General features: G+C 59.3%; 9 protein-coding genes. All 9 read left to right on the forward strand.

Annotation, left to right across the window (positions count from 1 at the left end; translation table 11 throughout):
• Positions 1-108: 108 nt before the first annotated feature.
• Positions 109-1,164, forward strand: a complete 1,056-nt coding sequence (locus GXP70_RS06045) for a LacI family DNA-binding transcriptional regulator (protein WP_162355621.1) — start codon at positions 109-111, stop codon at positions 1,162-1,164.
• Positions 1,165-1,582: 418 nt separating this feature from the next.
• A complete protein-coding gene (locus GXP70_RS06050) occupies positions 1,583-4,468 on the forward strand; it encodes a beta-galactosidase (RefSeq protein WP_162355622.1) in 2,886 nt (961 codons plus the stop codon).
• Between the two features lie 105 nt (positions 4,469-4,573).
• Positions 4,574-5,443 carry an ABC transporter permease gene (locus tag GXP70_RS06055; RefSeq protein WP_225442834.1) on the forward strand — a complete coding sequence of 290 codons (870 nt, stop codon included), beginning with the start codon at positions 4,574-4,576 and terminating at the stop codon, positions 5,441-5,443.
• A gap of 15 nt (positions 5,444-5,458) precedes the next feature.
• Complete coding sequence (locus tag GXP70_RS06060; RefSeq protein ID WP_162355624.1) at positions 5,459-6,370, forward strand: carbohydrate ABC transporter permease; 912 nt, start codon at positions 5,459-5,461, stop codon at positions 6,368-6,370.
• 125 nt (positions 6,371-6,495) lie between these two features.
• The gene (locus GXP70_RS06065; RefSeq protein ID WP_162355625.1) at positions 6,496-8,142 is read left to right on the forward strand and encodes an ABC transporter substrate-binding protein; all 1,647 of its coding nucleotides are present in this window, start codon (positions 6,496-6,498) and stop codon (positions 8,140-8,142) included.
• 522 nt (positions 8,143-8,664) lie between these two features.
• Positions 8,665-9,189, forward strand: coding sequence for a sigma-70 family RNA polymerase sigma factor (locus GXP70_RS06070; RefSeq protein WP_162355626.1), 525 nt, complete (start codon positions 8,665-8,667; stop codon positions 9,187-9,189).
• Positions 9,186-10,436 (forward strand): hypothetical protein, encoded by a 1,251-nt coding sequence (locus tag GXP70_RS06075; RefSeq protein ID WP_162355627.1) that lies wholly within the window; start codon positions 9,186-9,188, stop codon positions 10,434-10,436. Before GXP70_RS06070 ends, GXP70_RS06075 begins: the two co-directional genes overlap by 4 nt.
• A complete protein-coding gene (locus tag GXP70_RS06080) occupies positions 10,433-11,404 on the forward strand; it encodes an ABC transporter ATP-binding protein (RefSeq protein ID WP_162355628.1) in 972 nt (323 codons plus the stop codon). The genes GXP70_RS06075 and GXP70_RS06080 overlap by 4 nt, the downstream gene beginning before the upstream one ends.
• A complete protein-coding gene (locus tag GXP70_RS06085) occupies positions 11,401-12,249 on the forward strand; it encodes an ABC transporter permease (RefSeq protein WP_162355629.1) in 849 nt (282 codons plus the stop codon). Before GXP70_RS06080 ends, GXP70_RS06085 begins: the two co-directional genes overlap by 4 nt.
• Positions 12,250-12,284: the final 35 nt, after the last annotated feature.

Genomic DNA, 12,284 nt, shown 5'->3' on the forward strand with positions numbered 1-12,284 from the left:
GTGCATTTACAACTGGGAAATCTCTCTGCTATGCTTATGAAAACTGTCCCCGGGCAGTTTCGAAGTCATACGAGCAAAGAAGTCATACGAGCCAAAGGGTGAAACCAAATGAAATCGGTTACAGTATACGACATTGCCAAGGAAGCCAATGTTTCCGTCGCCACGGTTTCACGCGTCCTGAACAACACGGCTCCGGTCAAAGCCTCCACGCGCGAGCGGATCCAAAGCTTGATCAACAAGTACCAGTTCCAGCCGAATGCGCTGGCGCGCAGCTTGATCAAGAAGGAGACGGGGATGATCGGCATTATTTTGCCGGATATCACGAATCCCTTCTTCCCCGAAGTGCTGGCAGGACTGGAGCAGGAAGCGCGCAAGCAGGGCTACACGTTCTTCCTATGCGATACCGGTTCGTCCAATATGGACATTAAGGAACAGTACAAACGCGAATCGCAATACTTGAACATTCTCATGGAGAAACAGGTAGACGGCATCATCATGCTCGGCGGCCGGATCGACTTGTACAAGTGCACCAAGGAAATGGCCAAGGAAGTGGCGGCCATCAACAAACGCGTGCCGCTCGTGCTGATCAACGGCAACTTGCCGGGCGCCGAGTTTCATCGCGTCGTCATCGACGAAGTCGCCGGCGGCCGGATGGTCACCGAGCATCTCATCGGTCTCGGGCACCGCGACATCGCGTTCATCGGCGGCTATCCCCAAATGTCCAATACGGTCGCGCGCCTGCAGGGCTTCCGCACGGCGATGGAGGAGGCGGGACTGCCCGTCCGCGAAGATTGGATCGATCACGGCGGCTTCTCCGTGCAGCGCGGCAAAAACATGATGGGCCGGCTGCTGGACATGAAGGAGGCGCGTCCGACGGCGGTCGTCTGCGCGAATGATCTTGTCGGCATCGGCGCGATCAAAGCAGCGGTCAAAGCCGGGCTGCAAGTGCCGGGAGACATCTCCATTACGGGCGTCGACGGAGTTCCGCTGGCGGCGAGCGTCATTCCCGAATTGACCACCATGTCGCTGCGCTGCCTGGAGCTTGGGCGTTCCGCGGCTTCCGTCATGCATCAGCTCATTTCGAAATCCCCAGGCGCGAATGTGCTGACGACGCTGATGCCGGAGCTTGTCATCCGGGAGAGCACGGCGCCGCCGAGGGCATGACAGCGTCAGAAACTTTTTTCGAAATACCGTCTTGACAGCGCTGTCATTGTGCGAGTAAACTTCAAATCAAGGAAACCCTGAAGGCAGGGTTTAATTTTTGGGACGGAATGAAATGGGTTTCATTCCGGTTCAATGCCAGGGCCAAGATTCACCTCAACCAAGCCCGTACACCTCCACATCAAATGCGCTGCACCGCCATCAGGTACCCGGCAGCCAATTCACCCCGAGAACTGCATCATTGCATAATCCAGCAAGCCCGTAAGCAGCTGCACCCATGAAATACACGCTCATCATCGGAATGGAGAAGCACGAGAAATTCGCCTAATCCCGCCATGCAGTCGTGTATTTTATTTTTCAGGTCTAATGAAACCGATTTCATGAATCCGCTTTCAAAACGATGTCTTGGAGGATGCCAGTCATGAACATGGAAACAACAAGCGGCGTGCCGCTGCAATTAAGCGCTTCTTCCCTACGCATCGCCGGGCAGGCCGAAATCGTCCTCTGCGCCTCCCTCTTCTACTTCCGTATTCCCCGCGCTTATTGGCGCGAGCGAATGGAGCAGGTCAAGGCATTCGGCTACAATGCCGTCGACGTCTACTTTCCTTGGAATTACCATGAACGCGAAGAAGGCTGCTGGGATTTCGCCGGCGAACGCGACGCCGAAGCATTCCTGCGGCTGGCGGCGGAAATCGGCCTCTGGGTCGTGGCGAGACCCGGCCCGTACATCTGCTCCGAGTATGACGGCGGCGGCCTTCCCGCTTACTTGTACGCGAAGCCGGACATGACGATCCGGAGCGCGGATCCCGCTTACATGGGCACCGTCAAGAAGTGGTATGAGCGGATTATTCCGCTGCTGGCGAAATACGAGCTGAATCGCGGGGGCACCGTGATCTGCGTGCAACTCGAGAACGAGCTGGACTTCTACGATTGTCCCGATCCGGCCGCTTACATCGCGGCGCTTCGCGATCTGGCCATCGCCGGCGGCGTCGAATCGCCGCTGATCGCCTGCGCCGGGCAAGGCGGGCTGTACGAGGCTTCGGGACTGGTGGACGGCGTCGTGCCGACCTGCAACTTCTACCCGAACGACCGCGACCCGGCTTTCGAGGACAAGGCGGCATCTTACGAACAGCGGCTTGCCGGGATGGATTTGCCGCTTATGGTGACCGAGACGAACCGCTCGCACTTCCTGCTTCGCCGGCTGCTGTCCTGCGGCGCGAAGCTGGTCGGACCATACCTGCAAGCGTCGGGCACGAATTTCGGCTTCACGAACGGTACGAATAACTGGGGCGATCCGCTCGCGTTCATGACATCGGATTACGATTTTCACGGCATGATTTCGCCGGAGGGTCATGTACGCCAGGAAGCCTACGAAGGGCTGCTGATGCGCCGGGTCATCCGGACGTACGGCGGTGCGCTTGCGGAAGCGGCAACCGCGCCGGCGGACGGCATCGCGAACCTCGAAGGCGCGCGGCCGGCAGGGAGTACGCTGCTTAACCGGCAGCTGGAGCTGACCGGCGGCGGGCATCTGCTCTTCCTGGCGAACGTCGGCGAGACTGCGGAAACGGTCGGCCTTCGGCTGCGGGGGCAAGGCGGCGGCGCCGATGAAGCGGTCGTTCCGCAGGCTTCCCGGCTGCAGAGCGTGCCAAGCCGATGCGCGATTCTGCCGGTCGGCGTGCCGCTTGCGCCTTGGGGCGTAGAAGGAACGCTTCGCTATGCGACCGCGGAGCTGTCGGATGCGCGGGATACGGCGGACCGGACGGTATTGGTCTTCCACGCCGAGCAGGATCAAGAAGGCGAAATCGCGATTGCCTTCGGGCAAGCGGCTGCGCTGCAGGAAGCCGTGAATATGAACGTAAATGAGCAAGGGCAAGACGCTGCGAGCGGATTCGTGCTGACGTTCCGGGCCGAAGCGGGCCGGCGGGCGTCGTGCACGATCAAACTGGCGGACGGCCAGGTGCTCGTACTGGCCGGCTTGGCGCGCGAGGATGCGCTGCTGCTCCGCGGTATCGAGGATGACGGCAGCCTGTCGTTCGAGCCGGCTATCGCCTATGACCTGGCGCCGCGCGAGCTGAACGTCGGCTGGACCGCGAAGGAGCTGAACCCGACGGAGCCGATGGACGCCGGGAACGCGATATCGACCGCGGAGGCGGAATATTTGGAACCGAACGGCATCTACCGCGGCTTCGCCTGGTATAAGGCGGTCAGCGGCGCATCGGCGGATGCGGACGTGCAAGGCCTGCTCATCCGGGAGGGCAGCGATGCGATCTCGCTCTATGCCGACGGCGCCTTTATCGGCACATGTACGCCGGGCGGCGGCAGCCGGTTCCTGCCAAGCGCCGGCATCGGCGGCGGCAGCGAGCTTACGGCCCGCGTCGAAATTTGGGGCCATACCAATTTCGACGATCCGCGGCTGCCGGGTCTGCGGCTGAACAGCCTGAAAGGGCTTCGCGGCATCGCCGCCGTGACGAGCATCCAGCGCCTCACCTCCAACTGGCGCGTGCGCCGCGTCGCTTCGGCGGCCGCCGATCCCGCGCTGCTGGACACGGCATGCGATGACGGCGAATGGGCGTCCGTCGGCTTCGGCGGCTGGCTGTCGCCGGATCATCCGGCGCACGAGCATTACCGCAGACGATTCATGGCCAGCGCCACGGCGGATTCATTTACGCTGCAATTCCGCGGCATCCAATCGCTCGCGCATGTCTACGTGAACGGCGCGTATGCGGGCTTCGTCAATCCGTTCGATCCGTTCCTCGATATTTCCGCTCACGTGCAGCCGGGCGAGGAAACGCTCGTCGCGGTGTTCCTTCAGCGGGTGCTGGGCCTGCCGGCCGGTGAAGTAACGCTCTATGAAGGAAGCGCCGCGCGGGAATGGCGGCTGTCGGCCGCCGGCGAGGAAGAGCTTCTGGCGCATGCGCAGCGGCATGAGGCTGCGGCTTCGGCAGCGGAACTGCCGATGAGCCTTGCAGCGGGCGGCACCGCTTGGCTCTACGGCGAGCTGCCGGATGAAGCCCGCGACGTTCCGGGCGGCTGGCGCGTGCAGGCGGAAGGCAGCGGCATGAAGCTGACCGTGCTGTTCAATGGCACGATCGTCGGCCGGCTCTGGACGCCGGGCGGCGCCGCAAGGCCGGTATTCAGCGGCGGCGATCAGCGCTCGTTCTACTTGCCCGGCGCATGGATGCGCGAGTCGGGGAACGGGCTGGCGATTCTCCTCGAAGCGGTTGAAGCCGGAGAGACGTCCAGGCTAGAGCGGCTGATCTTTACGCCCGTAGGCGAGCGCGTGAAACGCAACTCAGGGGAGGGGTAAAGGATGGAAACGATCACGCAGCCGAAGGCGGCGGCCGCGAAGGCCCGCCCGCGTACGAAGATCGCCGGCTGGAGGAAGTATTGGAAGAACCGGACGCTGCTTCTGATGTGTCTGCCGGCCGTGCTGTTCTTCCTGGTATTCTCGTATTTGCCGATGCCGGGCTTGTACTTGGCCTTCATTAAATACAACTACACGGACGGGATCTTCAAGAGCGCGTTCGTCGGCTGGGATAACTTCCGCTTCCTTGTCATGACGGGGGATCTGTGGAAGCTGACGTTCAATACGGTCGCCTACAACCTGGCCTTCATTATTTTAGGTAATTTCCTGCAAATCTTCGTCGCCATTCTGCTCAACGAGCTGCGCAAGAAGTGGTTCAAGAAGGTGTCGCAGACGCTCATGTTCCTGCCCTTCTTCATCTCGTTCGTCATCGTCGGCCTCATCGCTTACAACATTCTCAGTTATGATTACGGCTTATTGAACGGTATTCTGAAATCGCTCGGCGCGGATCCGCTCAAAACGTACTCCAATCCGCATGTATGGCCGTTCATCATCGTCATTACGTATTTGTGGCAATCGACCGGCTACGGCTCCATCATATATTTCGCCGCCATTATGGGGCTGGATTCCGAAGTCGTGGAAGCTTCCGAAATCGACGGCGCCAACGCCCTGCAGCGCATCCGCTACATCGTGCTGCCTTGGCTGAAGCCGACCTTCATCATCCTGCTGCTGTTCTCGCTCGGCGGCGTGCTGCGCGGCAACTTCGGCCTCATCTACAACCTTGTCGGGGCGAACAATACGTCGCTGTACCCGACCACCGACATTATCGAAACGTACGTCTTCCGCTCGCTGATGAACAATTTCAACTTCTCCATGGGCAGCGCGGTCAGTCTATATCAATCCGTATTCGGATTCTTTGTCGTCGTTACGGCCAACTGGCTCGTGAAGAAGGCGTCGCCGGATAACTCATTGTTCTAGGAGGGAGGGAAACCCATGCAAGGTGAAACGGTTCGCAAGAGCATCCGAAGCGATGCGACATCGGTATTCGTCAGAGGTTTTGGTTACGTTTTCATCGGATTATTCGCGCTCTGTTGCCTGATTCCTTTCCTGCTCGTCCTCGGCACGTCCTTTACGAAGGAAAGCGATATCATGCTGCACGGCTTTAATCTATGGCCTCGGGTCTTCTCGACGTTCGCGTACAAAATCGTATTCGAGAATCCGCAGCAGATCATCGGGGCGTACATCGTGACGATCTGCATTACGGTGATCGGCACGTTCGTGGGATTGTTCTTGATCGCGATGACCGGCTACGCGCTGCAGCGTCCCGACTTCGAGCAGCGCAACGCAATCTCGTTCTACATTTATTTCACGACGCTGTTCTCCGGCGGCTTGGTGCCGTTCTACCTGCTCATTCATCAGTATCTCGGCCTGGGCGACAACTATCTGGCCGTGCTGCTGCCGGGGCTGATGAGCCCGTTCCTGATCATCATGATGAAGAGCTTCACGAAGTCGATTCCGCATGCGATCACGGAGTCGGCCAAGATCGACGGCGCCGGCGACTTTACGATATTCCTCCGGCTCATTCTTCCGATGGCGACGCCCGCGCTGGCTACGATCGGCCTGTTCATTGCCCTCGGCTATTGGAACGAATGGTACAACGCGATGCTGTTTCTGTCTGCGGACATGAAATACCGGCCCCTGCAGCTGTTCTTGTACAACGTCATCACAAGCGCGGATTACATCCGCAACTCGTCCGCCTCGTCCAACGTGCCGCTGCGCGACATGCCGCTGGAATCGATGAAGATGGCCACCGCCATCGTGGCGACCGGGCCGGTCATTCTGTTCTATCCGTTCATTCAGCGTTATTTCATTCAAGGGATTACGGTTGGAGCGGTAAAAGGGTAGGTTATCCATGAATGGCCGCAGGGGAGGCGCCGAGCCTCTTCTGATCCATAGCCGAACATGAATGCCAGTCGTTCACGGGCGGCGCAGTACATGCGTTAATTCAATCATTGGGGAGGCTAGAAAGAATGGGACAAGTGAAGAAACTTACGGGAATCGCGCTTTCGCTTGCACTTGCAGGCAGCTTGGCGGCATGCGGCTCGAACAACGACAACGGAGGTTCAACGGGCTCTGCTAGCAACAGCGGCACGAAAGCGGCCAACGACACATCGAAAGCGACCAACGACACGTCGACTTCGAGCAACGACACGTCGAATTCGAGCGACGCCGGCATCGACACGAGCAAGTTCGAGACCATCAACTATGTCGTGCTCGGCGACAAACCGAAGAACGGCCAACTCGAGAAAGTCATGGCGAAGGTCAATGCCATCCTCAAACAGAAGGTCAATGCGGAGCTGCAGTTCAAATGGGTGGAATGGGCGGACTGGCAGACGAAATACAACCTGCTGCTCGCTTCCGGCGAACCGCTCGATCTGATCACGATCGGCACGGACTGGCTGGATACATGGGGCAACGCGCAGCGCGGAGCGTTCCTGCCGCTTAACGATCTGCTGGAGAAATACGCGCCGCAGACGTACACGGAAATCCCGAAAGAAGACTGGGATCAGAGCAAGCTGGGCGACAAGATCATGATGATTCCGGAAGATCACTATACGCAATGGGTTAACCATGGCATCTACTACCGTGGCGATTGGGCGAAGCAGTTCGGCATTACGCAGCCGATTACGGACTTCGAAACGCTCGGCAAGTATTTCCAAGGCATCAAGGACAACATGAAAGGCATCGTGCCTTGGGATGTGAACGGCACGAACGGCACGCTGTACACGGGCTTCGAAACGGCCTATACCGATAATATCGATCTGCCGATCGCGACCGGCTATGCGAACGTATTTACCGCGAAGTCCTACGACGAGCGCTATACCGTCGACAGCCCGATCTTCAATGACGCATTCATCGATTTCGCCAAGCTGATGAAGGAATGGGCGGACAAAGGCTACTGGCGCGAAGACGTCCTCAACTACAAAGGCGATACGCGTACGGAGCTGAAGGCCGGCCAAACCGGCGCGGACGCGCACCATACGCAAACGTTCAAAGGCCTTCGCGTTGACATGGACAAAGCGCAGCCTGGATCCGAATTGCAAATGTTCGCTTACTCCGACACGCGCGGCAACCTGATCTCCATGCCGATTACGCATGGCGGCACGTCGATCGGCGCGCACAGCAAGGATCCAGGACGCGCGCTGATGGTATACGACCTGATTCGTCAAGATCCCGAGCTGTACCACCTGATCAACTACGGTATCGAAGGCGTGCAGTACGAGATCAAAGACGGCATCCGTACGCGTCCGGCAGGCTATGACGACGCGAAAGACGGATTCTATACCGATTTCTGGGGCGGCCGTATCGACAAGAACGAAATTCCGTCGGATACCGACTGGAGCGGCATCGGCGATATCTACGCGAAATACGACCAAATCAAGAAACCGTTCCCGTACGGCAAATTCGTCTTCGACAAATCGAGCGTCGATCCGGAGATGACGGCCATCTCGCAAGTCGTCGGCGAGCAAATGCCGGCGATCCTGTTCGGCAAAGCCGGCGATCCGGCGAAAGCGGTGCAGGCGCTGCGGGATAAATTGAAAGCGGCCGGGTACGAAAAAGTCAAAGCCGAAATCCAGAAGCAGCTGGATGCGTTCAAAGCAACGGATCAAGGGTAATCATTCGAATCGCTTTATCAGCCATCGGCCCGGCAGGGAAACCTGCCGGGCCGATTATTGTTTGCGCGGCGGCTGCGCGGCGGACGTCCGCCAGAAATTAGCAGCCCGACTGTGCTATATTTCAGATACATGCATCGTCTTCATACATGTAAGGGCTGGTCGTACCCGATATGAACGATTTGAATGTTTTCATATCCAAAGGGTACTGCTCGCCCATGCATCCAGGGCTGGTCGTACCCGATATGAACGATTTGAATGTTTTCATATCCAAAGGGTACTGCTCGCCCATGCATCCAGGGCTGGTCGTACCCGATATGAACGATTTGAATGTTTTCATATCCAAGGGGTACTGCTCGCCCATGCATCCAGGGCTGGTCGTACCCGATATGAACGATTTGAATGTTTTCATATCCAAGGGGTACTGCTCGCCCATGCATCCAGGGCTGGTCGTACCCGATATGAACGATTTGAATGTTTTCATATCCAAGGGGTACTGCTCGCCCATTAGGAGGTGATAATCGTATGCTGCAAGAGGATAGGCCGGCCAAGTTTCAAGCGCTGTTCCGGGAGCATTACCCGATCGTGCTTCGCAAAATCGCTCAGCTGGTCGGGGATCGCGCCGCCGCCGAGGATTTGACGCAGGATGTGTTCCTGCGGCTGTACCGCAATCCGCCGGACGATCTGGACCGTGTAGGGCCTTGGCTGCATCGCGTATTGACCCGTATCGTATATGATCATTACCGCAAAACGGGGCGCCAGACGAATTTGGCCGAGAAGCAGATTCTGCAGGCGATGTCCGAGGAGCAGGCGCATCCGTCCAACGAGACGGCCGTCATTCAGAACTGGGAACGCGAAGTCGTGCGCAACGTGCTGAACAAGCTGTCCGAGCGCGACCGAAACGCGTTATTAATGAAGGAAAAAGGATATAGCCATGCCGAAATCGCCGAAGCGCTGCAGGTGAACCCGAAAATCGTCGGAACGCTGCTGATGCGGGCAACGAACCGATTGAAGAAAAATTTGCTGTTGGAGGAGGTCGTGGAATCATGAGCATCAAGGATTCGCGCAGCCCGAATAACCGGGACAACGAATGGGAGATTACGGATGATCAGATCGAAGACGCGCTGGAGCGGTTGTTCGCGGCCGTGAAGGACGAGAAGGTGCCGGAAGCTTGGCTGGAGCTGCCGAATCAAGCGGGTGCGGAGCCGGAAGGGACCAAGAACGCCTCCCGTCTTCAAGTCGTTCCGCCATTGCAGGCGGCTGCATCGCCCAATGCCGGCCGCATTGAAGCGGGAGCGCCCGCAGGTGCAGGTACCGCGGAGATGGCGGACGCCGCGAACGCGTTGGGCTTGGACGCTTCGCATGCGGAGCCGCTGCAAGCGGCTGCGGCTCGAACGGATACGGGGCCCGTCTCGCCGGCCGCCAAGCGGCAGCGCCGTCTGAAGCGCAGATGGCTGAGCGGAGCGGCTGCCGCTGCGATCGCGGGCGTCATGCTGTTCTCGTCCTGGGGGCAGGACGTCATGGCGAGCATGATCAATACGTTCCGCGTGCAGCATTTCGAATCGGTATCGATCACCGAATCGGATCTGGACGGCTTCCGGCAAGCGCTGGCGGAAGGCACGGGCGATACGCGCGAGCTTGATTTGCGGCTCTACGGCGAGATCGAGCAGAGCGGCGGCGGCACGCAGCGTACCGTCGGATCGGCGGAAGCCGAGAAGCTCGCGGGCCGGCCGCTGAAGATGCTGCCGGGTGCCGACGCCGAGTCGATTCGCTACATGCCGCACCAGGAGCTTACCTTCAAGCTGCATCCGAAGGAAATCAACAAGCTGATCAAGCTGCTCGGCGGCAAGACGGCGTTCCCGAACGACATCGACAATGCGCCGATTCGGATCACGACGCCGGACAGCTTCTCGATGAATGCCCGATCGGCGAAGGGCGCGTCGAGCTCCCGGCAGCTCGTGCAGCTGCAGGCGCCGACGATTAACGTCCCTGACGAGGTCGACGTGGAACAAGTACGCCAAGCGGTGCTCGATCTGCCGATGCTGCCGAACGATCTGCGCACGAAGCTGTCCGCGATCGGCGATTGGCGCCATACCCTGCCGGTGCCTTCCATGGGCGGGGAGGACGTCAAGACGCTGAACATCGGCGGCAGCGACGCGATCGTCACGAACAGCGGCTACAGCCGGACGGTTCTATGGCTGCAGGACGATTGGATGTATATGCTCAGCGGATCGCAGACGGATTATCCGACCGAAGACGCTATTATTAAGGAAGCCGAAGGATTGATGAACGCATGATGCTGCAAACAGCCGGCTTAACGAAGATATACGGCAGCGGTACCGGCTGCAAAAATATTTCCTTGGAAATAAAACAAGGCCAAATATTCGGACTGCTCGGCCCGAACGGGGCCGGCAAGAGCACCTTTGTCAAAATGGTCATCGGCTTGCTGAATCCCGATTCAGGCAGCGGCACCTTGCTCGGCAAACCGATCGGCCATCCGGAATCGCGGCGGGAACTCGGGTATTTACCCGAGCTTTTCCGTTTCCAGGATTGGCTGACGGGCGAAGAGGTGCTGCGCTATCACGCAGGATTGAGCGGCATGCCGTATTCGCAGGCGCGTTCTTCCCGCATGGCGTCCCGGATGCAGGAGGTGCTGCGGATGACGGGACTCGGCAATCGCGGCTCCGACCGCGTGCGCCATTATTCCAAAGGCATGCAGCAGCGCCTCGGCCTTGCCTGCGCGCTGCTGACGGACCCGTCGTTCATCATCCTGGATGAGCCCTCGTCCGCGCTCGATCCGATCGGACGCTATGAGGTGAGGCAGCTGCTGGAGCGGCTTCGTTCGGAAGGCAAGACCGTGTTTCTGAACACGCATTTGCTGGAGGATGTCGAGGCGGTGTGCGACGAGGTCGCGTTCCTTCATTTGGGTCAGCTGCGCGCCGTCGGTACGATGAGCGATCTGCTGCATGCGGGCGCCGGGTGGGAGATCGCCGTCGGCGGCTGGCAGCCGGAGATGGAGGCGGATTTGACCGCGGAATTGCTGCCCGGCATGTCGATCGCGGTCATCCGGCAAGAGGCGGACGGCAGCGCGCTGCTTCGCGTCGCGGCACAGAACCGGGAGCAGATCGGCTATTTGAACCGGCTGCTCATGGATGAAGGCGCTACGCTGTACGAGGTGAAGCCCGTGCAGGAACGGTTGGAAGAATGGTTCCTGTCCATGTCCGGCCAGCGCGATGCGGCCGGCGAAGGAGGGATGCGCCGATGATGTGGATCGTATTCGCGGGGAAGGAATTGTTCCGCAAGAAGATCGTGCTCGTCACCTTCGTGCTGACGCTGCTGTACGTCGGGTTGTTCAACTTCGGGCTGTATAAGCTGATGCACCAGTCAAGATTGATCGGGCTGCCATTCGAGAACGTCATGGAAGGCGTGACGCTGCTGTCGCTCGGTCTGCTGTTCGGCGGCATGATCGTGGCGTTCTTCGTCTTCTTCGCGACGATGGGGACGATCTCGGGCGAGGTGGAGAGCGGGCTGATGCTTGCCGTGCTGGCAAGGCCGATTCCGCGTTGGAAGGTTTACCTCGGCAAATATTTCGGCACGGCGTTCTGGATCCTCATCTATTGCACGGTGCTGTTTCTGGCCATGCTGCTGCCCGTCCGCGAAATGGCGGACGTTCCGCTCGGAGCCGGAAGCATGTTCAAAGCTTGGCTTGGTTTCGCGTGGGGGCCGTTGCTGCTGCTCGCGGTGTCCATGCTCGGCTCGGTCTTCTTCCCGATGCTGGGCAACGGCGTCGCCTGCGCCATTCTGTACGGCCTCGGCCTGTTCAGCGGATTCGCGGAAACGCTGTTCAGCGCCACGGGAGGAAGCAGCTCGATCGGCGGCTTATTGTTCTCGGTCTCGCTGCTGATGCCGGCGAACTCGATGTTCTCGCGGGTGACGTACGAGATTATCGGCGGGCTCGATTTGCCGCTGCTGCCGGATATGATGAGCCGGCTGGGACCGTTCTCGCCGACGAACGTGCCGAGTCCGGCCTTCCTCGGGTACTCGGTCATCTATTGGGCCGCGCTGCTCGCGCTCGGCTGCTGGGCGTTCAAGCGCAAAGATATCGCGTAATCCAGCAAGCAGGATGCTAGCGCCGGCCTGACCGG

Origin of the sequence: Paenibacillus lycopersici (assembly GCF_010119935.1) — a bacterium.
Lineage (GTDB): Bacteria > Bacillota > Bacilli > Paenibacillales > Paenibacillaceae > Paenibacillus_Z > Paenibacillus_Z lycopersici.

What these genes read in the sequence shown, in the direction of transcription:
- GXP70_RS06080 (WP_162355628.1), top strand. Translation starts at nt 10,433, where the DNA reads ATGATGCTGCAAACAGCCGGCTTAACGAAGATATACGGCAGCGGTACC.
- GXP70_RS06075 (WP_162355627.1), top strand. Translation starts at nt 9,186, where the DNA reads ATGAGCATCAAGGATTCGCGCAGCCCGAATAACCGGGACAACGAATGG.
- GXP70_RS06045 (WP_162355621.1), top strand. Translation starts at nt 109, where the DNA reads ATGAAATCGGTTACAGTATACGACATTGCCAAGGAAGCCAATGTTTCC.
- GXP70_RS06085 (WP_162355629.1), top strand. Translation starts at nt 11,401, where the DNA reads ATGATGTGGATCGTATTCGCGGGGAAGGAATTGTTCCGCAAGAAGATC.
- GXP70_RS06065 (WP_162355625.1), top strand. Translation starts at nt 6,496, where the DNA reads ATGGGACAAGTGAAGAAACTTACGGGAATCGCGCTTTCGCTTGCACTT.
- GXP70_RS06055 (WP_225442834.1), top strand. Translation starts at nt 4,574, where the DNA reads ATGTGTCTGCCGGCCGTGCTGTTCTTCCTGGTATTCTCGTATTTGCCG.
- GXP70_RS06060 (WP_162355624.1), top strand. Translation starts at nt 5,459, where the DNA reads ATGCAAGGTGAAACGGTTCGCAAGAGCATCCGAAGCGATGCGACATCG.
- GXP70_RS06070 (WP_162355626.1), top strand. Translation starts at nt 8,665, where the DNA reads ATGCTGCAAGAGGATAGGCCGGCCAAGTTTCAAGCGCTGTTCCGGGAG.
- GXP70_RS06050 (WP_162355622.1), top strand. Translation starts at nt 1,583, where the DNA reads ATGAACATGGAAACAACAAGCGGCGTGCCGCTGCAATTAAGCGCTTCT.